Genomic DNA, 22,879 nt, shown 5'->3' on the forward strand with positions numbered 1-22,879 from the left:
TCTAAAAATTAAAAAAAGTAGACAATTTTTTTATAAAAGCCTTTACAAAAAAAAATAAAGTGGTATAATTGAATTATAAATAAGTGCAAACGTTTTCGTAAAACGTTTGCCTAAATAAAATAAAGGAGATTTGAATGATGAAAGCTACATTCAAAAATGTCTTGTCTTTCGAATTTTGGCAAAAATTCGGTAAGGCATTGATGGTGGTTATCGCTGTTATGCCAGCGGCTGGATTGATGATTTCAATCGGTAAGTCGCTTGCATTGATTGACCCAAATCTTGCCCCACTTGTTATTACAGGTGGAATTCTTGAGCAAATCGGTTGGGGAGTTATCGGTAACCTTCATATTTTGTTTGCTCTTGCTATCGGTGGTAGCTGGGCTAAAGAACGTGCAGGCGGTGCTTTTGCAGCAGGACTTGCCTTTATCTTAATCAACCGTATCACTGGTACTATCTTTGGAGTTACAAGTGATATGCTGAAAAACCCTGAGGCTATGGTCACTACTCTCTTTGGAGGCTCAATCAAAGTTTCTGATTACTTCATCAGTGTTCTTGAAGCACCAGCATTGAACATGGGTGTTTTTGTAGGGATTATCTCTGGTTTTGTAGGGGCAACTGCCTTTAACAAATACTACAACTACCGTAAACTTCCTGATGCGCTTTCATTCTTCAATGGGAAACGCTTCGTACCATTCGTTGTCATCCTTCGTTCAGCTATTGCAGCAATTGTGCTTGCAGCTTTCTGGCCAGTTGTTCAAACAGGTATCAACAACTTTGGTATCTGGATTGCCAATTCACAAGAAACAGCACCTGTTCTTGCACCATTCTTGTATGGTACTTTGGAACGTTTGCTCTTGCCATTTGGTCTTCACCACATGTTGACTATCCCAATGAACTATACAGCTCTTGGTGGTACTTATGACATTTTAACTGGTGCAGCTAAAGGTACTCAAGTATTCGGTCAAGACCCACTATGGCTTGCATGGGTAACAGACCTTGTAAACCTTAAAGGTACTGATGCTAGTCAATACCAACACTTGTTAGATACTGTTCACCCAGCTCGTTTCAAAGTTGGACAAATGATTGGTTCATTTGGTATCTTGATGGGTGTCATCGTTGCTATCTACCGCAATGTTGATGCTGACAAGAAACACCAATACAAGGGTATGATGATTGCGACAGCCCTTGCAACATTCTTGACAGGGGTTACTGAACCTATCGAGTATATGTTTATGTTTATCGCAACACCTCTTTACCTAGTGTATGCTCTTGTTCAAGGTGCTGCCTTTGCTATGGCGGATATTGTTCACCTTCGTGTGCACTCATTCGGTTCAATTGAATTCTTGACTCGTACTCCGCTAGCTATCAACGCTGGTCTTGGTATGGATATCATTAACTTTATCTGGGTAACTGTCCTCTTTGCAGTCATCATGTACTTCATTGCCAACTTCATGATTAAGAAATTCAACTATGCAACTCCAGGACGTAACGGAAACTATGAAACTGCTGAAGGAGCATCAGAAGATGCAGCTCCAGGAGAAACAAAAGTTGCAGCGGCTTCTCAAGCTGTAAATATCATTAACCTTCTTGGTGGTCGTGCAAACATCGTAGATGTAGATGCATGTATGACTCGTCTTCGTGTAACTGTTAAGGATGCAGATCGTGTTGGTACTGAGGAACAATGGAAAGCAGAAGGCGCTATGGGGCTTGTCATGAAAGGACAAGGTGTCCAAGCTATCTACGGACCAAAAGCTGACGTATTGAAATCTGATATCCAAGATATCCTTGACTCAGGTGAAGTAATTCCTGAAACTCTTCCAAGCCAAATGACAGAAGCTCAAAAAAATACTGTACATTTTAAAGGTGTAACTGAGGAAGTTTACTCAGTAGCTGACGGTCAAGTTATTGCCTTGGAACAAGTGAAAGATCCAGTCTTTGCTCAAAAAATGATGGGTGATGGTTTTGCAGTAGAACCAGCAAATGGAAACATTGTATCTCCAGTTACAGGTACTGTATCAAGTATCTTCCCAACAAAACATGCACTTGGTCTTGTGACTGAATCAGGTCTTGAAGTACTTGTTCATATTGGTTTGGATACTGTAAGCCTTGAAGGAAAACCATTTACTGTTCACGTTTCTGAAGGACAAAAGGTTGCAGCAGGTGATCTTCTTGTTACAGCTGACTTGGATGCTATCCGTGCAGCAGGTCGTGAAACATCAACAGTGGTTGTCTTTACAAATGGTGATGCTATCAAATCAGTTAAATTAGAACAAACAGGTTCTCTTGCAGCTAAAACAGCAGTTGCTAAAGTAGAATTGTAATATACTCGAGGTTGGAAGCTGTTTTCCAACCTCTTGTTTTAGGAGAAAAGCATGAAATTTTTAACACTCAATACTCATAGTTGGATGGAAAAAGAAGCAGAGGAAAAATTCCAGCTCTTGCTCCAAGATATTCTTGACAAAGATTATGATTTGATTTGTTTTCAAGAAATTAATCAAGAAATGACTTCGCAGGAGGTAGAGGTTAACAATCACTATCAAGCTTTACCATCAGCAGAACCTATTCATCAGGATCACTATGTACGACTTCTGGTTGAAAAATTGGCTGAGAAAGGGAAAAACTACTACTGGACTTGGGCTTACAACCATATCGGCTATGACCGCTACCATGAAGGTGTAGCTATCTTATCCAAAACACCTATTAAGGCGCGTGAGATTTTAGTATCAGATGTAGATGATCCAACAGATTACCACACTCGTCGAGTTGCTTTAGCAGAAACAGTAGTTGAAGGCAAAGAACTTGCAGTTGCAAGTGTCCATCTCTCTTGGTGGGATAAAGGTTTCCAAGAAGAATGGGCACGATTTGAGGCTGTACTGAAAGATTTGAACAAACCTCTAATTTTAGCAGGTGATTTTAATAATCCAGCTGGTCAGGAAGGCTATCAAGCGATTTTAGCTAGCCCATTAGGATTACAAGACGCGTTTGAAGTTGCGAAAGAAAGAAGTGGTAGCTATACCGTTCCACCAGAAATTGATGGCTGGAAAGGCAATACCGAACCACTACGAATCGACTATGTCTTTACGACAAAAGACTTAGAAGTGGAAAGTTTGCATGTAGTTTTTGATGGCCAAAATGGTCCACAAGTCAGTGACCACTATGGTTTGAATGCTGTATTGACCTGGAAATAATGAAAGAGGTTGGAATCAGAGGTTCCAACCTTTTAAGCTACTTGAATCTTTACTACAGGACTGGGACTCAAATGGGGCTACTGCAATAGGACAAAATATGGTATAATTGAAAGGATAGAATCGAGGATAGTATGTCATTTAAGAAATTTCAATTTAAAAATTATATAGTAGAAGCCTTGGAGGATTTGAAATTCAAAACTCCAACAGAGGTACAAGAAAAATTAATCCCTATTGTACTGGCAGGTTGTGACTTGGTGGGCGAATCGAAAACAGGTTCAGGAAAGACTCATACTTTCTTATTACCAATTTTCCAGCAATTAGATGAAACTAGCGATAGTGTGCAAGCAGTCATTACTGCACCAAGTCGTGAGTTGGCCACTCAAATCTACCAAGCAGCTCGTCAGATTGCAGCTCACTCAGATGTCGAAGTTCGTGTGGTTAATTATGTGGGTGGTACGGATAAGGCGCGTCAGATTGAAAAACTTGCCAGCAACCAACCACATATCGTTATCGGAACGCCAGGTCGTATCTATGACTTGGTCAAATCTGGTGATTTAGCTATTCACAAGGCTAAGACCTTTGTCGTCGATGAAGCCGATATGACCTTGGATATGGGATTCTTAGAGACAGTCGATAAGATTGCAGGGAGCCTTCCAAAAGACTTGCAATTCATGGTCTTTTCAGCGACTATTCCACAGAAGTTACAGCCGTTCTTGAAAAAATACTTGTCCAATCCTGTCATGGAGAAAATCAAAACAAAAACAGTCATCTCAGATACGATTGATAACTGGTTGATTTCGACCAAGGGCCGCGATAAGAATGCTCAGATTTATGAATTGACTCAGTTGATGCAGCCTTATTTGGCAATGATCTTTGTTAACACAAAAACGCGTGCAGATGAGTTACATGCCTACTTGACTGCTCAAGGATTGAAGGTGGCTAAGATTCATGGAGATATTGCTCCTCGTGAACGCAAGCGAATCATGAATCAGGTGAAAAATCTGGATTTTGAGTACATTGTCGCAACAGACTTGGCAGCGCGTGGAATTGACATTGAAGGTGTCAGCCATGTTATCAATGATGCCATTCCGCAAGACTTGTCCTTCTTCGTGCACCGTGTTGGACGAACTGGGCGCAACGGACTGCCTGGTACGGCTATTACCCTTTACCAGCCTAGTGATGACTCGGATATCCGTGAGTTGGAAAAATTAGGTATCAAGTTTACTCCTAAGATGGTCAAAGACGGAGAGTTTCAAGATACCTATGACCGTGATCGTCGTGCCAATCGTGAAAAGAAGCAGGATAAGCTTGATATCGAAATGATTGGCTTGGTCAAGAAGAAAAAGAAAAAAGTTAAACCGGGTTATAAGAAGAAAATCAAATGGGCGGTTGATGAAAAACGCCGCAAAACCAAGCGTGCTGAAAATCGCGCACGTGGCCGTGCAGAGCGGAAAGCCAAACGCCAAACATTTTAAGAACAAAATTGGAGCTGAATGGCTCCTTTTTGTACCTTCGTTTTATAAATTTTCGAAAAGAATGCAAAAATGAGTAAAAAGTGGTATAATGATAAGGTTATATAGTCCCGATAAGATGGTAGAAATTTCTATCAGTACTTTGTAACTCTATAACAATATTTTTTAAGGGGGGACATTTTTATGTCAGAACGTAAATTATTCACGTCTGAATCTGTATCTGAGGGGCATCCGGATAAGATTGCAGACCAAATTTCAGATGCGATTTTGGATGCTATTTTAGCAAAGGATCCAGAGGCGCACGTTGCTGCTGAGACAGCTGTATACACTGGTTCTGTCCATGTTTTTGGTGAAATTTCTACAAATGCCTATGTGGATATCAACCGTGTGGTTCGTGATACCATTGCAGAGATTGGTTATACGAATGCAGAATATGGTTTTTCTGCGGAAACAGTTGGAGTTCATCCATCGCTTGTTGAGCAGTCACCGGATATCGCCCAAGGTGTTAACGAAGCCTTGGAAGTCCGTGGAAATGCAGATCAAGATCCGCTTGACTTGATTGGTGCTGGTGACCAAGGTCTCATGTTTGGATTTGCAGTGGATGAGACAGAAGAACTCATGCCATTGCCAATTTCACTCAGCCACAAACTGGTTCGTCGCTTGGCAGAACTTCGTAAGTCTGGTGAAATTAGCTATCTTCGTCCTGATGCTAAATCACAAGTTACAGTTGAGTATGATGAAAATGATCGTCCAGTACGTGTGGACACAGTCGTGATTTCAACTCAGCACGATCCAGAAGCTACTAATGAACAAATCCATCAAGATGTGATTGACAAGGTTATCAAAGAAGTTATTCCAGCTTCTTACTTGGATGAGCAAACAAAATTCTTCATCAATCCGACTGGTCGCTTTGTAATCGGTGGACCTCAAGGAGACTCAGGTTTGACTGGTCGTAAGATCATCGTGGATACCTATGGTGGCTATTCTCGTCATGGTGGCGGTGCCTTCTCTGGTAAGGATGCGACGAAGGTGGACCGTTCAGCCTCTTATGCGGCTCGCTACATTGCCAAGAATATCGTGGCAGCAGGTCTTGCTAAGAAAGTAGAAGTGCAATTGGCCTATGCCATCGGTGTGGCACAGCCTGTTTCTGTTCGTATCGATACTTTTGGTACAGGAACAGTAGCTGAAAGCAAACTTGAAAAAGCAGCGCGTCAAATCTTTGATCTTCGCCCTGCAGGAATTATCCAAATGCTGGATCTTAAACGTCCAATTTACCGTCAAACAGCGGCATATGGTCACATGGGACGTACAGATATTGACCTTCCATGGGAACGTTTGGATAAGGTAGATGCTTTGAAAGAGGCTGTGAAATAAAATTAAAAGATTGGTAGTACACAACTACCAATCTTTTTTGTAAGTGAAGACCAGCTTTTAAGTTGGTCTTCTTATTTTATAGGGATTGAAATCTCAATCAATTTATCCGAATAGAGGGTTTTGATATTGGCTTCATCGATGCTTCCCTTGTCGATTTTACGTTTCAAGAAGAAGTCTTGGATGGTTTCAATTTCGGGTTCACGAATAGCACGGTGTTTGTTGGAAATGAGGATTTCATAGTGAAGCGGGGCTTGTGTGAAAACCACATCTGTATTTCCGGCCGAATAGACCTCGACAAGAGTTGCGTCAGTACTTTCTAATTGGTTTTTAACAAGTTGCGAGTGTGAATTAGTCGTGTTGATAAGCTTCATAACAGTTCCTCCGATTTTCTAACTCTATTATAGCACTTTTTGGATAAAATCGTGTATTTTAGCCAATTCCATGCTGGATTTTCCAAGCTTCAATTCCCCATTTATGGCTACCACGTTTGAGTTTTTCAATTGCTTCATCAATAGGAAACCAAGCAATATGATTAAAATCTTCCAATGGTTTTTGTACTTCTTGGAAAGAAGTAGCTTCATAGAGATACGCTGGATTGTAGTAGTAGGTATCACGATGGCGAGAGTAGAAATACTCATCAGCTTGCCCATAATAGGTTCCAATCTCAGCTGTAAAGCCAAGTTCTTCGATTAGTTCTCTCTTCAGTGATTCTTGATGATCTTCGCCTGCTTCAATCTCTCCGCCTGGCAAGAACCAAGCACCATTGGGAGCTTGGACTAAGACAATTTGTTTTTTTTCTTCATCCGGAATAACTGCGTACACACCATAGCGGGGCTGGTAAGTCACATTCTCTTTTTTTTCACCAAAAGTTGGGTTTGCCATTGCATTTTCCTCATTCTCTAGTATCTTTATTATTATCATAATGGACGAGGGGCAAGCTGTCAAGAATTTACAGTTATTTTAATAAAAAAAGGTACAGAAATTGTTAACTGCTTGTACGAAAAAATCCATTATTTATTCCTCCTCGTTTTCTTCTTTCTTTTCAATTTTATTCATAGACATAACTACAAAATTCTTATATGTCTTTCCATTTTTAGTTCGTTTGTTAAAGGAACCATATACATGAATGAAATCACCTTCTGAAAATTCATTAGCTACTTCAGATTTATTGCCATAGGCTGCACAGTTGATATATTCTCTACCTTTTCCATATCCTTTCGAAAGAGCAAAATTTACAACTTGAACCTCTTCATCCCCTCTTGTAAAAGTTCCAAAAGTAGGTTCTTTTATCAGATTGTCATTGATATTAATCATTTCTTTGTTCATTTTATCCTCCAATTAAAAAAGCGACTGAAAAGTTAATTCCAATCGCCAAGTATTTGTATATATAGTTGTCTTTTAGGTAGGGCTTCTTATCCTTATCATCTTTTCTCCTTTCATATTTAAGGGAACTAGCATTTTGTCGTGTATATATTAGTGAGATGCATTTGAAATACTAGTTAGCTTCTCTGCGAGTTTTCCCTATTTATTGATCACAATATAAATTGAAAATAGGGATTAAAAAAGACGATAGATTTTTTCTTTCTATCGTCGGCTTTATTGCAATTATTTTAATATCTATTGGAGATCATTTTATTGTATTTGCTTCCCGTTTTTTTATATGCTTTTGAAAATTCATTTACTAGCTCTTCGTCATTTTGCATAGCTTCTACTACCCAGGGATTTAACATAAATGGAAAAACTGCATTATTTAAATCAGAAACCATGTACTGATTTGTTGTTTCTGTTATCACCATATTTTGTTTAAGCCATCTTACAGCCCCATCGTGTATAGGTAATTCTTCAGTATGATTATCTTCTTTATATAAAACATAAACTATGGTCTTTTGATAATCTTCTAATTTCAACAATCTTTCTTTTGCAGTATCCTTAAATTTTTTCCAAAAATATTTATTACTAAAATACTTATATAGTGATACTACAATTGTTATTGTAACAATAGAAATAGAAATCAAAAAAATCAAACCTATTGTAAATCCATATTTATTTCTAAAATCAATCATATACATTTTTTGAATGAAACTATCTGGCAAAAATAAAACAAGTCCAGTAGCTATGCTAATAGCACACATAATTTTGGTAGGCAATTTAAAAAAATCCACAATCTTAAAATCAAAATTCACACATACATCTCCTCTATCTCTAATATGACTTTTATTATACCAAATATACCCATGCCACATAAAGCTATAACAGAAAATATTACAATCTTGTAATTATTGTATTTCTATTAAGCTTAACTTCGCCTTTTCTCTTAATATAGCTCTCAATATCAAACGTTAGACTTCCTGCACCTGTTAGATCGTTTTATCCTTCTTTTTCAGAAGCAATTTCTTCTGTTTTTTCAGTTTTTTTGGCAGATTTGATTTGAATCTTACCATTGCTTGTCATGACGGCCTTGAGGTCTTTCTCACTTGGATTTTCAAGGTAGTAGTCAGTGATGGCATCCTCGATATGGTCTTGAATGGTACGGCGGAGTGGGCGTGCCCCCATTTTTGGATCATAACCTAAGTCAACCAATTTTTCCTTGACCTTGTCTGTCACATCGAGGTGGATATTGTTGCTGGAGAGGCGTTTGTTGACATCCGCTAGCATGAGTTCGACGATTTGGAGAAGGTTGTCCTTGCTGAGAGGTTTAAATTCGATGATGCCATCAAAACGGTTCATAAACTCTGGACTAAAGAAGTTACCGAGTTCACCGAGAACAGAGTTGGTTCGACCTTCACGAGCAGCTCCAAAACCAACGCTGGCTTCGGCCTTACCAGTACCTGCATTTGAGGTCATGATAATGATGGCATCCTTAAAGCTAACTGTACGTCCTTGCCCATCTGTCAAACGACCATCGTCTAAGACTTGAAGGAACATGTGCATCACATCTGGATGGGCTTTTTCAACTTCATCGAGAAGGATGAGAGAGTAGGGATTGCGACGAACCTTTTCAGTCAGTTGACCAGCTTCATCATAGCCTACATAGCCTGGAGGGGCACCGATTAATTTAGCCACACTGTGTTTTTCCATGTATTCACTCATATCAAAGCGAATCATGCTGTCAGCAGAGCCAAAGAGCTCAATGGCTAGTTGTTTGGAAAGTTCTGTTTTACCGACACCAGTTGGTCCGACAAAGAGGAAGCTTCCGATTGGGCGGTTAGGAGTTCCAAGTCCAACACGATTACGACGGATGGCTTTGGCAATCTTATCGACAGCTTCATCTTGACCAATGACATGAGTTTTGAGGTCGTCTGCTAGATGGATAAGCTGAGATTGTTCCTTTTCTTTGAGTTCTCCAACAGGAATATTGGTTTTCTGCTCAATGATATGTTCAATGGTTTTCTCGCTAATGATAGGAGTATCTTGGTCAGTCACCTTGTTTTTCTGCATTTCCTTATACTTGGCAATCTGATCGCGGAAATAGGCAGCCTTTTCAAAGTCTTCCTCTCGAGTAGCCTGAGCCTTGAGATTCTCAGCTTCAATTAAACGCTGGTCAATCACTTTAGGATCAACAAAGTTCAGCGTTAGATTCATCTTAGAACCAGCCTCATCCAACAGGTCAATAGCCTTGTCTGGCAAGAAGCGGTCTTGGATGTATCGGTTGGAAAGAGTAGCAGCAGCTTCGATAGCAGCGTCTGTGTACTTGACGTGATGATAGTCTTCGTATTTTTTTTGAACCCCTTTGAGGATGGTAATGGTTTCTTCGACAGTTGGTTCATCTACCTTGACAGGCTGCATACGGCGTTCGAGGGCAGCATCTTTTTCAATGATACGGTATTCATTGAGAGTAGTGGCACCTACCAGTTGCAATTCACCACGGGCAAGGGCTGGTTTGAGGATATTTCCTGCATCCATATTGCCATCGCCAGCAGATCCAGCGCCAACAATTTCATGGATTTCATCGATAAAGAGGATGATGTCCTCGCGTTTGCGAATTTCTTCCATGAGTTTTTGCATACGTTCCTCAAATTGGCCTCGGATCCCTGTTCCTTGAACTAGGCTAACCACATCCAGACGGATGACCTGCTTGCCTTGGAGTTTATGGGGAACATCACCATCGACAATCTTCTGAGCTAGACCTTCTACAACAGCTGTTTTACCAACACCAGGTTCTCCGATAAGAACAGGATTGTTCTTGGTTCTTCGGTTGAGGATTTCGATAACTCGGATAATCTCCTCATCTCGACCTATAACAGGGTCAATATCTCCTCGACGGGCTATTTCAGTCACGTTGATACCATACTCCTCTAGGAGTCCTCTTTCTTGGCTAGGAGGAGGTGTTTGAACAGGTCCGCGGTTTTGAGGTCCATAACCACCGTTTCCTCCATATCCCCCACCAGATTGAGTTGGAGGGACGTTATTAGAAGAAGGTTTGAAATTGTTCAAGTCATTGAAAAAGTCGCCGAATGGATCAAAGTCATGATTGTTTAAGTCAGTCATTCCTTTAAAGAGGGTATTATTTGGATCTGTTTTGATAATTTTATAGCAGTTTTGACAAAGATCAATTTGCTTTTGCTGTCCATTGATATTGGTATACAGATGAATTGTTGAGTCGTTAATTTTACAGTTTTGACAGAGCATAACATCTACCTCATTTCATTCTTATACTTGGCCTAAGAAAAAGGTCAAGAATAGTCAAAGTTTTATACTCTCATTATAGCATGATTAAGGTGTAAAGCAAGTAAAAAGATTGGGAAGTGGTCGTTTTTAAAAGAAGGATTTATGGAGAATCCAGCGACATTGAAGGTAAGAAAAAATCCCATTTGCGGTGACAAAAAGGATTCTCATTTATCGGGCCTTACTGCCCGTTGTTTTTATATTAGTAAAGGAGTTCGTAGATCTCCATTGCAATCAAATCAATGCTATCAAAGGTATAAGTTTCACGAGCTTCTACATCGCGAAGGGTGAAGAGTGATCCGTTTTCTTCGTCGTGGCTGTATGCAACTTCTGCGACAACAACACCTTCACGTTCAAAATTACGTTTTAGATTCCCACCATCTTTTGCCATTGCTTCTAGGCGGTTGATGATTCTAACCAAATGTGATTCCATTATGATTCTCCTCCATTTCTTATCGTTTCTATTTTACCATAAACAAGAGGTAGTTGACTAGAAAAAAACTGTGATTTCTCTCTATTTCTCTATTCTATCAAGTTAATTGTTAAAATTGGTGAAAAAGAATTGCATTTTAATTCAATTCATGTTATAATCATACAATCTAATACATAGAAAGTTGATTGAATATGAATTTTTCTTTTTTACCAAAGTATTTACCATATTTTAACTATGGTGCTCTGATTACCGTATTGATTTCCATCCTTGTTGTCTGCTTAGGAACTATTATAGGTGTGTTACTGGCCTTTGCCCAACGTTCACGCTTTAAACCGCTCGTTTGGTTTGCAAATGTGTATGTTTGGATTTTCCGTGGGACGCCAATGATGGTTCAAATAATGATTGCCTTTGCTCTTATGCATATCAATGCTCCGACTATCCAAGTGGGAATTTTAGGAGTTGATCTTTCTCGTTTGATTCCTGGTATTTTGATTATTTCTATGAATAGTGGTGCTTACGTTTCAGAAACTGTTCGTGCGGGGATCAATGCGGTTCCTAAAGGGCAGTTAGAGGCCGCTTACTCTCTTGGTATTCGTCCCAAAAATGCCATGCGTTATGTCATTTTGCCACAAGCTATCAAGAATATTCTTCCAGCGCTGGGAAATGAATTTATCACCATTATCAAGGATAGTTCCCTCTTGTCGGCGATTGGGGTGATGGAGTTGTGGAATGGTGCAACGACAGTAGCAACAACAACTTATTTACCGCTGACTCCTCTTTTATTTGCAGCCTTTTACTATTTGATTATGACCTCTGTTTTGACAGTGGCGTTGAAAGCATTTGAAAAACATATTGGACAAGGAGACAAGAAATAATGACAGAAACCTTGATTAGAATTGAAGAACTACATAAGTCTTTTGGGAAAAATGAAGTTTTAAAAGGCATCAACCTTGAGATTAAACGAGGAGAAGTTGTGGTCATTATCGGTCCGTCAGGGAGCGGAAAATCAACCCTCCTTCGTTCGATGAATCTCCTTGAAGAAGCAAGTAAAGGTAAGGTTATCTTTGAAGGAGTTGATATTACGGATAAGAAAAATGACCTTTTTGCTATGCGTGAAAAGATGGGTATGGTATTCCAACAATTCAACCTGTTTCCCAATATGACAGTGATGGAAAATATCACTTTGTCCCCAATTAAAACCAAAGGTGAAAGCAAGGAAGTTGCGGAGAAAAGAGCACAGGAACTGTTAGAAAAAGTTGGCTTGCCAGATAAGGCAACGGCCTATCCTCAGAGTTTGTCAGGTGGTCAGCAGCAACGGATTGCCATTGCACGTGGACTTGCTATGGAGCCAGATGTTTTGCTCTTTGATGAGCCGACTTCAGCCCTAGACCCTGAGATGGTTGGAGAAGTTCTAGCTGTTATGCAAGACCTTGCCAAGTCAGGGATGACCATGGTGATTGTGACTCATGAAATGGGCTTTGCGCGTGAGGTAGCAGACCGTGTCATCTTTATGGCGGATGGTGTTGTTGTCGAAGATGGAACGCCAGAGGAGATTTTCGATCAAACAAAAGAACAACGGACCAAGGAATTTTTGAGTAAGGTTTTGTAAGACCTCATTTTTAGAAGAAATGGAGTAGGCATCATGGCTTCCAGTAAAGAATATTTAGATTTTATTCTCGAACAGCTATCGGAGCTAGAGGAGATGAGTTATCGTCCAATGATGGGAGAGTATATTCTTTATTATCGTGGAAAGATTATTGGAGGAATCTATGATAATCGTTTGTTACTGAAGCCTGTGAAGCTGGTCTTGGATCAACTGGGACAGACTAGGCTTGAACGTCCTTATGAAGGAGCTAAGGAGATGATTTTGATAGAAGACATTGAAGATAAATCATTTCTAATGAGATTAATCAAGGAGATGTATGAAGTCTTACCGGCTCCAAAAGTCAAAAAGAAAGCATGACAAGTTTACCTAGTATAAATAAGCATAAAAGCTCGATAAGGGCTTTTTCTTATAGTTTTTGACTATAAGGTCCATTAGGCAAGAAGTGTTAGAATGGCGAGTTATTTTTTGATATAATAGAGGATATTTGATAGAAAAGAGAAGAGATATGGCACAGATTATTGATGGGAAGGCTCTTGCAGCTAAGTTACAAGGACAGTTGGCTGAAAAGACGGTCAAACTAAAAGAAGAAACAGGTCTAGTTCCAGGATTGGTAGTGATTTTGGTGGGGGACAATCCTGCCAGCCAAGTCTACGTTCGCAACAAGGAACGGTCAGCTCTCGCTGCTGGCTTCCGTAGTGAAGTCGTGCGAGTTCCAGAGACCATTAGCCAAGCGGAATTGTTAGACTTGATTTCCAAATACAATCAAGATCCAGCATGGCATGGGATTTTGGTTCAATTACCTTTGCCAAAACATATTGACGAAGAGGCAGTTTTATTAGCTATTGACCCCGAAAAAGACGTGGATGGTTTCCACCCCCTAAACATGGGGCGTCTCTGGTCTGGTCATCCGGTTATGATTCCTTCGACACCTGCAGGAATTATGGAGATGTTTCATGAGTATGGGATTGAGTTGGAAGGTAAAAATGCGGTTGTTATCGGTCGCTCAAATATCGTTGGAAAACCGATGGCTCAGCTTCTTTTAGCCAAGAATGCGACTGTGACCTTGACCCACTCACGGACCCATCATCTTGCCAAGGTGGCTGCTAAGGCGGATATTCTTGTCGTTGCTATCGGTCGTGCTAAGTTTGTGACTGCTGACTTTGTCAAACCAGGAGCGGTTGTCATTGACGTTGGGATGAATCGCGATGAAAATGGCAAGCTTTGTGGAGATGTTGATTATGATGCCGTTGCACCACTTGCTAGCCACATCACACCTGTACCGGGTGGAGTTGGTCCTATGACGATTACCATGCTAATGGAGCAAACCTTTCAGGCAGCGCTTCGAACACTAAACAAGGACTAGAAAGATGAAATTCGTATTTGACCTGGATGGAACGCTATCTTTTGACTACATGACCATAGATGAGGAGATTAAGCAGGTTCTTTTAAAGGCTGAAGATTATGGACATGAGCTTGTGTTTGCCTCAGCCCGCTCTTATCGGGATTGCTTGGGTTTATTAGGCCCTAAACTCAGTCAGCGCTTGGTCATAGGATTGAATGGTGGCGTAGCCTATCATCTGGGGCGGGCTATCTTCGAAAGGAATCTCGATGCTAGAGTTTATCAGGCGCTAGTGGATTATTGCCAGACTTATAATCTTCCTTTCTTTGTAGATGATTGCTTTGACTATAGTGGTCAGATTGTAGAGAAGATTCCATTTATTTCCAGTGTGGATCCCCTAAAGGTGGCTCGTCATCAGAAACTTGAGGACTTAGGGACTCCGATTAAGGTAGTCGTTTATATGGGTGACCATGAGGATTTGCTTGATGATCTGCTTGGTCAGCTAGAAAGACTAGGACAGGCTCGTCTCTCCTATCATGCGCATGAAAAGTGCCTTTATGTTAATCCCTTGGATACTCATAAGGCGACAACTGTTGAAAAGTTATGTGGGGAGAACTTCATCGCTTTTGGAAATGACCAAAACGATATTGAACTATTTAAAACGTCGCTCTATTCAGTCCAGATAGGAGATTTTGCTGGTCTTACTCCATATGCAGATGACACGTTAGAGCTAAAAGGAGCTCCTTCTCCAGCAGTGGCAGCTAAGATCTTACAGACTTTTGCGGAATTTAAGGGAAAATAGTGTAGAAGGAGGTTTGCCCTCCTTTTGTAGTATAATGGAGTGAGAGGAAAAAACGATGAAAGTGATTGATCGAACTTTACTAGAAAAAGTCATTATGGAACGTTCTCGTCACAGTCATAAGGGAGATTACGGTCACCTGCTCTTACTAGGAGGGACTTATCCTTATGGGGGAGCTATCATCATGTCAGCCATTGCAGCTGTAAAAAGCGGTGCAGGATTGGTGACCGTTGGAACGGATAGGGAAAATATTCCAGCTCTGCACAGTCATTTACCTGAGGCTATGGCCTTTTCTCTAAAGGATAAAGCATTACTAAAGGAACAGATAGGGAAGGCAGAAGTTGTCTTGTTAGGTCCGGGTTTGCGAGAGGATGCATTCGGAGAAGAACTCGTAAAACGGGTCTGTAACAGCCTTAGAAAAGACCAGATTATGATTGCAGATGGCGGTGCTTTGGGCATCTTAGCAAACGGCCAGTTACCATTTCCTTCCAGTCAGCTCATCCTAACTCCCCACCAAAAGGAATGGGAAAGACTGTCTGGTATAGTTCTTGACCATCAAAATACAGAGACGACTGCTAGAGCTCTTTCAGCTTTTCCTCAAGGAACGATTTTAGTTGAGAAAGGTCCGGCAACTCGTATCTGGCAAGCTGGTCAGTCCGAATATTATCGGTTACAGGTTGGAGGCCCCTATCAAGCAACTGGTGGAATGGGAGATACTCTTGCTGGGATGATTGCAGGTTTTGCAGGTCAGTTTGACCAAGTCAACCTCTATGAGAGGGTAGTGGTAGCGACTCACCTTCATTCAGCTATTGCGCAAGAACTAGCTCAAGAAAACTATTTTGTCCTGCCAACAGAAATTAGCAAGGCTCTTCCGAAAACAATGAAAAAAATATCTCAAAAAGGCAGCTAATACCTTGGTTGCCTTTTTATGTTGATGTAGCTTTGTTGATAAGGTTTTCAAATACCTCAGAACCAGCGACCAACTACTGAACTTGCGTGAAATTCTCTATTTTAAGGTCTTGATTTTTACTCAAACTCGCAATTAAAGCGAGACTGTTATCAAAGTTGAGGGGTGTCAAATCATGCTTTTTTTGATATAATTTTTAATGATGAATGCGAGAAATGATCGGTATGTGGTCGTTGATTTAGAGGCGACCAGCACTGGAAGCAAGGCAAAAATTATTCAAGTAGGCATTGTGGTGATTGAGAATGGTGAAATAATCGATCAGTATGCGACCGATGTCAATCCCCATGAACCCTTGGATTCTCATATCAAAGAATTAACGGGTCTAACCGATCAGCGTTTGGCTGCGGCACCAGAGTTTTCTCAGGTGGCCGGAAAAATTTTTGAATTGGTTAAGGACGGTATTTTTGTTGCGCACAATGTACAATTTGATGCCAACCTCCTTGCAGAATTCCTCTTTTTTGAAGGATATGAATTGCGCACCCCGCGGGTGGATACTGTTGAGTTAGCCCAAGTTCTATATCCTCAATTTGAAAAGTACAATCTAGGTATTCTTTGTCAAGAGTTGGGCATTGAGCTGGAACATGCCCATACTGCCCTGTCAGATGCTCAAGCAACAGCTGAACTCTTGCTTTACATGCGTCAAAAACTTTTTGAGCTACCTAAAGGGCTTTTAGAAAGCTTATTAAACCTTGCAGACAACCTTCTCTATGAAAGTTATCTGGTGATTGAGGAGGTCTATCAGCAACAATCTCTCTTGTCTTCGCCAGACTTGATGGAACTTCATGGGCTTTTCCTCAAAAAGGAAAGCAAAGGCTTAGTCCCACGAAAGTTATCCAAAGATTTTGCTAAAAATATTTCTTTATTGGGGCTGGAGGAACGTCCGCAGCAGCTGGATTTTGCGGAGAAGGTTGAGCAATTATTGGAAGAACACCAGACTTCCTTTATCCAAGCCCAAACGGGACTGGGCAAGACTTATGGTTATCTCCTCCCAGCTTTGAACTTGGAGAGTCAAGCAGGTATCTTAGTGAGTGTTCCGACCAAAATTCTTCAAAATCAAATCATGCAAGAAGAAGGTCAGCACTTAAAAGAGGTCTTCCATCTGGAAATTCATAGTCTCAAGGGGCCTCAAAATTACTTGAAATTGGATGCTTTTCACCAAGTCCTCCATCGACCGGAGTCCAATCGCCTCTTCACACGCTTTAAAATGCAACTGCTCATCTGGCTAACAGAGACAGAGACAGGTGACTTGGACGAAATCGGGCAGCTTTATCGCTACCAGCACTTTCTGCCGGAACTAGTCCACGATGGCAAGCTTTCAAAGAAAAGTTTATTTGCTACAGAGGATTTTTGGAAACGAGGGCAGGAAAAGGCCAAGACCAGTCGTGTTCTTCTGACCAATCATGCCTATCTGGTCACTCGTTTGGAAGACAATCCAGAGTTTGTCGACAATCGTTTGGTGATTTTGGATGAAGCTCAAAAAATGCTGCTAGCTCTTGAAAATCTAGCCCAGCAGGCTTATCGCCTTGAGGAGCTTGTAACCCAAATTGAAAAGTCCTTGGAGACAGAGGAAGATTTGGTTCAGAAGCGCTTGCTTGAGAGTATTGCTTTTGAATGTCGTTACTTGATAGAGCACTATCAGTCAGGTCTGAAGAATGGAAAGTGGTTGGATTCTCTTGAAGAGTTGCGCCAGCATTTTTCGGAGTTAGCTCTCCTAGAGTATCGAGAGATTGCAAACTTTTTCACCTCGGACCGTGAATTTTGGCTTGCTACAGCAGAAAAATCGAGCAAGGACGTTTTGATTTGTTCAAGCAAAAAAGGCCGCTTTATACTAGCAGACCTATTGCCAGAAGATTGCAGACTCCTAGGAGTATCGGCCACTCTTGAAATCAGCAATCGGGTTTCCTTAGCAGATTTATTGGGATTTCCAGATGCTCCGCTTGTTAGGCTTGATGTAGCAAAACAGGAGCAACAAGAAGTCTTTCTAGTCGATGATTTTCCTCTTGTGACAGAAGTTTCACCTGTTGACTATGCTAGTGAAGTGGCTTCTGTTATTCGAAGGTTACAAGTCTTTCAAGAACCTTTATTGGTTTTGTTTACCTCAAAAGAGATGTTGCTGGCAGTTTCAGACTTGCTCGACCAACCGCATCTAGCTCAGTATAAAAATGGGGAACCAAGCCAACTGAAAAAACGTTTTGAAAAAGGCGAACGCCAGATCTTGCTTGGAACAGGTAGTTTCTGGGAAGGGGTTGATTTTTCAACCCATCCTTGTGTAATTCAAGTGATTCCGAGATTGCCTTTCCAAAACCCCCAAGAACCGTTAACCAAAAAATTAAACCAAGAACTGCGTCAAGAAGGGAAAAATCCCTTTTATGATTATCAGTTGCCGATGGCTATCATTCGGCTAAAACAAGCCCTGGGTCGTACTGTTAGACATCCTGACCAAGGTTCGGTTGCTGTAATCTTAGACAGTCGTGTTGTCAGCAAGCGTTACGGCAAACAAATCGCTCAGGCCTTGTCAAAAGAAAGGGCTGTTCAGGTTCTTTCTAGAGACCAGCTAGAGCCTGCTGTAGCTGATTTTCTCCAATCCCGTCGCAATAGAATGAAAGAAAAATCCAAGAAAGAGAAAAGGTAAAAAATATGAAACGTTCCTTCGACTCACGAGTCGATTATAGCCTCCTCCTACCAGTGTTTTGTTTACTGGTGATTGGAGTAGTGGCCATTTATATAGCAGTTAGTCATGACTATCCCAATAATGTACTTCCAATACTGGGTCAGCAAATCGCCTGGATTGCTTTAGGGCTTGTCATTGGGTTTGTCGTCATGTTCTTCAATACGGAGTTTTTATGGAAGGCGACTCCTTATCTTTATGGTCTGGGGCTAGCTTTGATGGTCCTACCCCTTGTTTTCTACAATCCAAATCTTGTAGCGTCAACAGGTGCCAAGAACTGGGTATCGATTGGTGGAACGACACTCTTTCAGCCATCGGAGTTCATGAAGATTTCCTATATCTTGATGTCGGCTCGAGTCATCGTACAATTCACGCAAAAACACAAGGAATGGCGACGGACTATTCCCTTGGATTTCCTATTGATTGGTTGGATGATCGCCTTTACCATCCCAGTCTTGATCCTCTTAGCCCTACAAAGTGACTTGGGGACTGCCTTGGTCTTTGTAGCTATTTTTGCAGGCATGGTTCTCCTTTCAGGTGTTTCGTGGAAGATTATCATTCCTGTTTTTGCGACAGGAGTGACTGCAGTTGCAGGCTTCATGGCCATCTTTATAAGCAAGGATGGACGTGCCTTCTTGCATCAGATTGGGATGCCAACCTACCAGATCAACCGCATCTTGGCTTGGCTCAATCCCTTTGACTTCGCGCAAACAACGACTTACCAACAGGCGCAGGGACAAATTGCGATTGGAAGTGGTGGCTTGTTTGGGCAAGGTTTCAATGTGTCCAATCTCCTCATTCCAGTACGTGAGAGTGATATGATTTTCACAGTGATTGCTGAAGATTTTGGCTTTATTGGTTCGGTCTTTGTCGTTGCCCTGTACTTACTTCTTATTTACCGGATGTTGAAGATTACGCTCAGGTCAAATAACCAGTTCTACACCTACATTTCGACTGGTTTTATCATGATGTTGCTCTTCCATATCTTTGAAAATATCGGTGCCGTGACAGGCTTGCTTCCTTTGACAGGGATTCCTCTGCCTTTCATTTCTCAAGGGGGCTCCGCAATTATTAGTAACCTCATTGGTGTTGGTCTCCTTTTGTCTATGAGTTACCAGACAAACCTAGCGGAGGAGAAAAGTGGAAAAGTTCCATTCAAACGAAAGAAAGTCGTCCTAAAACAAATCAAATAAGGAGGCCACTATGGCAACAGTAGCAGTTATCTTAGCCCAGGGTTTTGAAGAAATTGAAGCCTTGACAGTAGTTGATGTCTTGCGTCGAGCAAACATTTCATGTGATATGGTAGGATTTGAAGAGCACGTGACAGGATCACATGACATTCAGGTAAAAGCCGACCGTATCTTTGATGGTGATTTGTCTGACTATGACTTGGTCGTTCTTCCAGGTGGCATGCCAGGCTCAGCTCACCTACGGGATAATCAAGCCCTCATTTCACAGATTAAAGCCTTTAATCAAGCAGGAAAGAAAATTGCTGCCATCTGTGCAGCTCCAATCGCCCTCCATCAAGCAGGTATCCTGAAAGACAAGCGCTTCACCTGTTATGACGGTGTTCAGGAGAACATCAGTGATGGAATTTATCAAAAGCAAACAGTGGTTGTGGATGGCAATCTAACAACTAGCCGAGGACCGTCAACCGCACTTGCCTTTGCCTATGAGTTGGTAGAGCAGTTGGGAGGGGATGCTGAAAGTTTACGAGTCGGCATGCTCTATCGAGATGTCTTTGGAAATTAACAGTAAGACGAGAGTTCGGCTCTCGTTTTTACTTGGAAAAATCTAGGAAATCATCGCTTTTTTCATAAAAAAATGGTATAATGAAGGGTATGAAATATCACGACTACATATGGGATTTAGGTGGCACCCTATTGGATAATTATGAGACTTCTACAGCAGCCTTTGTAGAGACCTTAGCCCAATACGGAATAGAGCAAGAACACGACCGTGTTTACGAAGCCTTAAAGGTTTCGACAGCTTTTGCCATTGAGAAGTTTGCCCCAGACATCGAGAATTTTTTAGAAAACTACAAAGATAATGAAGCGCGTGAGCTAGAGTATCCAGTTTTGTTTGAAGGGATTCCAGAACTACTCAAAGACATTTCTGACAAGGGTGGCCGTCATTTCTTAGTTTCTCATCGAAATGACCAAGTTCTAGAACTTCTTGCAAAGACTCAGATAGCTGACTATTTCACAGAAGTCGTGACTGCCAGTTCCGGTTTCAAACGAAAACCAGATCCTGAGTCCATGATTTATTTACGTGATAAATATCATATCTCATCCGGTTTGGTCATTGGAGACAGGAATATTGATGTAGAAGCAGGGAAAGCTGCCGGCTTAGATGCCTATCTTTTTAAAAACGTTGTGACACTGAGACAAGCAATAGACATGTAAGAAAAGGGAAAAAATGACAGAAGAAATCAAAAATCAACAGGCACAGGATTATGATGCCAGCCAAATTCAAGTTTTGGAGGGGTTGGAGGCCGTTCGTATGCGTCCAGGTATGTATATTGGGTCGACTTCAAAAGAAGGCCTTCACCATCTAGTCTGGGAAATCGTTGATAATTCAATTGATGAAGCCCTAGCAGGATTTGCCAGTCATATCCAAGTCCTTATTGAACCAGATAATTCCATCACCGTTGTGGATGATGGACGTGGTATTCCTGTTGACATTCAGGAAAAGACAGGACGTCCTGCCGTTGAGACCGTCTTTACTGTTCTTCACGCTGGAGGAAAATTCGGCGGTGGCGGATACAAGGTATCAGGTGGATTGCACGGTGTGGGTTCATCAGTAGTAAATGCCCTTTCAACTCAACTAGATGTTCGGGTTCATAAAAACGGAAAAATTTATTATCAAGAATACCACCGTGGGAATGTCGTTGCTGATCTTGAGGTGGTTGGAGATACGGATAAAACGGGAACAACAGTTCACTTCACGCCGGACCCAGAGATTTTTACAGAAACAACAACTTTTGACTTTGACAAATTAAATAAACGCATTCAAGAACTAGCCTTTTTGAACCGGGGGCTTCGAATCTCCATCACAGATAAGCGTGAAGGTCTCGAACAAAGCAAGCATTACCACTATGAAGGTGGGATTGCTAGTTACGTTGAATATATCAACGAGAACAAGGATGTTATCTTTGACACACCAATCTACACAGATGGTGAGATGGATGATATTACTGTTGAAGTAGCCATGCAGTACACAACCGGTTACCACGAAAATGTCATGAGTTTCGCCAATAATATTCACACCCATGAAGGTGGAACGCATGAGCAAGGTTTCCGTACAGCACTGACGCGTGTTATCAATGATTATGCCCGCAAAAATAAGCTGCTAAAAGACAATGAAGACAACCTAACAGGGGAAGATGTTCGCGAAGGCTTGACTGCAGTTATCTCAGTTAAACATCCAAATCCGCAGTTTGAAGGACAAACCAAGACTAAGCTGGGCAATAGTGAAGTAGTTAAGATCACCAATCGCCTCTTCAGCGAGGCCTTCTCTGATTTTCTCATGGAAAATCCACAGATTGCTAAGCGCATCGTGGAAAAAGGGGTTTTGGCTGCCAAGGCTCGTGTGGCCGCCAAGCGTGCGCGTGAAGTCACGCGCAAGAAATCTGGTTTGGAAATTTCCAATCTTCCAGGAAAACTAGCAGACTGTTCTTCAAATAATCCTGCTGAAACCGAACTCTTCATCGTCGAAGGAGACTCGGCTGGTGGATCAGCTAAATCTGGTCGTAACCGTGAGTTCCAAGCTATCTTACCAATTCGTGGTAAGATCTTGAACGTTGAAAAGGCTAGTATGGATAAAATTCTTGCCAACGAAGAAATTCGGAGCCTCTTCACAGCCATGGGAACAGGATTTGGTGCAGAATTCGATGTTACTAAGGCTCGTTACCAAAAACTCGTTTTGATGACCGATGCCGATGTTGATGGAGCCCACATTCGAACTCTCTTGCTAACCTTGATTTACCGCTACATGAAACCAATCCTAGAAGCTGGTTATGTTTATATTGCCCAACCACCGATTTATGGGGTTAAAGTTGGAAGTGAGATCAAAGAATACATCCAGCCAGGTACAGATCAAGAAATTAAACTCCAAGAAGCCTTAGCACGTCATAGTGAAGGACGCTCAAAGCCAACCATCCAACGTTATAAAGGGTTGGGAGAAATGGATGACCACCAATTGTGGGAAACAACCATGGATCCAGAACATCGCTTGATGGCGCGTGTTTCAGTAGATGATGCTGCTGAAGCAGATAGAATCTTTGATATGTTGATGGGCGATCGGGTAGAACCTCGTCGCGAATTTATCGAAGAAAACGCTGTTTACAGTACACTTGACGTCTAAAAA

The 22,879-nt window shown here is 41.4% G+C and carries 21 protein-coding genes and 1 pseudogene; 15 read left to right on the forward strand and 7 right to left on the reverse strand.

The window, feature by feature from the left end:
* Positions 1 to 134: 134 nt before the first annotated feature.
* From PG086_RS03160 to metK, 4 genes are all read left to right on the forward strand, one after another.
* Positions 135 to 2,321, forward strand: a complete 2,187-nt coding sequence (locus PG086_RS03160; protein WP_096421903.1) for a PTS transporter subunit IIBC — start codon at positions 135 to 137, stop codon at positions 2,319 to 2,321.
* A gap of 51 nt (positions 2,322 to 2,372) precedes the next feature.
* The gene (locus tag PG086_RS03165; protein ID WP_270747812.1) at positions 2,373 to 3,188 is read left to right on the forward strand and encodes an endonuclease/exonuclease/phosphatase family protein; all 816 of its coding nucleotides are present in this window, start codon (positions 2,373 to 2,375) and stop codon (positions 3,186 to 3,188) included.
* A 131-nt stretch (positions 3,189 to 3,319) separates the two neighbouring features.
* Positions 3,320 to 4,663 carry a DEAD/DEAH box helicase gene (locus tag PG086_RS03170; RefSeq protein WP_270747814.1) on the forward strand — a complete coding sequence of 448 codons (1,344 nt, stop codon included), beginning with the start codon at positions 3,320 to 3,322 and terminating at the stop codon, positions 4,661 to 4,663.
* 180 nt (positions 4,664 to 4,843) lie between these two features.
* Entirely contained in the window at positions 4,844 to 6,034 is a 1,191-nt protein-coding gene (metK, locus tag PG086_RS03175; RefSeq protein ID WP_270747816.1) for a methionine adenosyltransferase, read from the forward strand.
* A gap of 71 nt (positions 6,035 to 6,105) precedes the next feature.
* Here the strand turns inward: metK and PG086_RS03180 are convergent, their stop codons facing one another.
* The 7 genes and pseudogenes from PG086_RS03180 to PG086_RS03205 form a co-directional block, all read right to left on the reverse strand.
* The gene (locus PG086_RS03180; protein WP_000767187.1) at positions 6,106 to 6,405 is read right to left on the reverse strand and encodes a DUF1827 family protein; all 300 of its coding nucleotides are present in this window, start codon (positions 6,403 to 6,405) and stop codon (positions 6,106 to 6,108) included.
* Between the two features lie 58 nt (positions 6,406 to 6,463).
* Positions 6,464 to 6,916: an NUDIX hydrolase gene (locus PG086_RS03185; protein WP_270747818.1), complete on the reverse strand. Its 453-nt coding sequence runs from the start codon at positions 6,914 to 6,916 to the stop codon at positions 6,464 to 6,466.
* Positions 6,917 to 7,048: 132 nt separating this feature from the next.
* Positions 7,049 to 7,360 (reverse strand): single-stranded DNA-binding protein, encoded by a 312-nt coding sequence (locus PG086_RS03190; protein ID WP_084853861.1) that lies wholly within the window; start codon positions 7,358 to 7,360, stop codon positions 7,049 to 7,051.
* Positions 7,361 to 7,644: 284 nt separating this feature from the next.
* Positions 7,645 to 8,217 (reverse strand): superinfection exclusion B family protein, encoded by a 573-nt coding sequence (locus PG086_RS03195; protein ID WP_044021075.1) that lies wholly within the window; start codon positions 8,215 to 8,217, stop codon positions 7,645 to 7,647.
* Between the two features lie 79 nt (positions 8,218 to 8,296).
* Positions 8,297 to 8,371: pseudogene (locus tag PG086_RS09725) on the reverse strand (conjugal transfer protein TraG); the annotation flags it as partial.
* Positions 8,372 to 8,401: 30 nt separating this feature from the next.
* Entirely contained in the window at positions 8,402 to 10,663 is a 2,262-nt protein-coding gene (locus PG086_RS03200) for an ATP-dependent Clp protease ATP-binding subunit (RefSeq protein ID WP_270747824.1), read from the reverse strand.
* Between the two features lie 238 nt (positions 10,664 to 10,901).
* Positions 10,902 to 11,132: a DUF1797 family protein gene (locus tag PG086_RS03205; protein WP_270747826.1), complete on the reverse strand. Its 231-nt coding sequence runs from the start codon at positions 11,130 to 11,132 to the stop codon at positions 10,902 to 10,904.
* A gap of 191 nt (positions 11,133 to 11,323) precedes the next feature.
* Between PG086_RS03205 and PG086_RS03210 the strand changes: the two genes are divergently transcribed.
* The 11 genes from PG086_RS03210 to gyrB all read left to right on the forward strand — a co-directional run bounded on the left by PG086_RS03210 (position 11,324) and on the right by gyrB (position 22,876).
* Complete coding sequence (locus PG086_RS03210; protein WP_001011622.1) at positions 11,324 to 12,007, forward strand: amino acid ABC transporter permease; 684 nt, start codon at positions 11,324 to 11,326, stop codon at positions 12,005 to 12,007.
* Positions 12,007 to 12,741 (forward strand): amino acid ABC transporter ATP-binding protein, encoded by a 735-nt coding sequence (locus tag PG086_RS03215; protein WP_000140969.1) that lies wholly within the window; start codon positions 12,007 to 12,009, stop codon positions 12,739 to 12,741. The genes PG086_RS03210 and PG086_RS03215 overlap by 1 nt, the downstream gene beginning before the upstream one ends.
* 33 nt (positions 12,742 to 12,774) lie before the next feature.
* Positions 12,775 to 13,095 carry a TfoX/Sxy family protein gene (locus PG086_RS03220; protein ID WP_242745803.1) on the forward strand — a complete coding sequence of 107 codons (321 nt, stop codon included), beginning with the start codon at positions 12,775 to 12,777 and terminating at the stop codon, positions 13,093 to 13,095.
* 148 nt (positions 13,096 to 13,243) lie between these two features.
* Positions 13,244 to 14,101 carry a bifunctional methylenetetrahydrofolate dehydrogenase/methenyltetrahydrofolate cyclohydrolase gene (locus PG086_RS03225; RefSeq protein WP_270747827.1) on the forward strand — a complete coding sequence of 286 codons (858 nt, stop codon included), beginning with the start codon at positions 13,244 to 13,246 and terminating at the stop codon, positions 14,099 to 14,101.
* Between the two features lie 4 nt (positions 14,102 to 14,105).
* Positions 14,106 to 14,879: an HAD hydrolase family protein gene (locus tag PG086_RS03230; protein WP_270747828.1), complete on the forward strand. Its 774-nt coding sequence runs from the start codon at positions 14,106 to 14,108 to the stop codon at positions 14,877 to 14,879.
* 55 nt (positions 14,880 to 14,934) lie between these two features.
* Positions 14,935 to 15,786: an NAD(P)H-hydrate dehydratase gene (locus tag PG086_RS03235; RefSeq protein WP_270747829.1), complete on the forward strand. Its 852-nt coding sequence runs from the start codon at positions 14,935 to 14,937 to the stop codon at positions 15,784 to 15,786.
* Between the two features lie 199 nt (positions 15,787 to 15,985).
* Positions 15,986 to 18,475 carry a bifunctional DnaQ family exonuclease/ATP-dependent helicase gene (locus tag PG086_RS03240; protein WP_420235658.1) on the forward strand — a complete coding sequence of 830 codons (2,490 nt, stop codon included), beginning with the start codon at positions 15,986 to 15,988 and terminating at the stop codon, positions 18,473 to 18,475.
* 5 nt (positions 18,476 to 18,480) lie between these two features.
* Complete coding sequence (locus PG086_RS03245; RefSeq protein WP_084853879.1) at positions 18,481 to 19,704, forward strand: FtsW/RodA/SpoVE family cell cycle protein; 1,224 nt, start codon at positions 18,481 to 18,483, stop codon at positions 19,702 to 19,704.
* Between the two features lie 10 nt (positions 19,705 to 19,714).
* The gene (locus PG086_RS03250; RefSeq protein WP_270747831.1) at positions 19,715 to 20,263 is read left to right on the forward strand and encodes a DJ-1 family glyoxalase III; all 549 of its coding nucleotides are present in this window, start codon (positions 19,715 to 19,717) and stop codon (positions 20,261 to 20,263) included.
* Positions 20,264 to 20,352: 89 nt separating this feature from the next.
* A complete protein-coding gene (locus tag PG086_RS03255) occupies positions 20,353 to 20,916 on the forward strand; it encodes an HAD-IA family hydrolase (protein ID WP_279586244.1) in 564 nt (187 codons plus the stop codon).
* Positions 20,917 to 20,929: 13 nt separating this feature from the next.
* The gene (gene gyrB, locus PG086_RS03260; RefSeq protein WP_167266282.1) at positions 20,930 to 22,876 is read left to right on the forward strand and encodes a DNA topoisomerase (ATP-hydrolyzing) subunit B; all 1,947 of its coding nucleotides are present in this window, start codon (positions 20,930 to 20,932) and stop codon (positions 22,874 to 22,876) included.
* Positions 22,877 to 22,879: the final 3 nt, after the last annotated feature.

The sequence above is a fragment of the Streptococcus halitosis genome (genome assembly GCF_027691175.1).
Taxonomy (GTDB): Bacteria; Bacillota; Bacilli; order Lactobacillales; family Streptococcaceae; genus Streptococcus; species Streptococcus halitosis_A.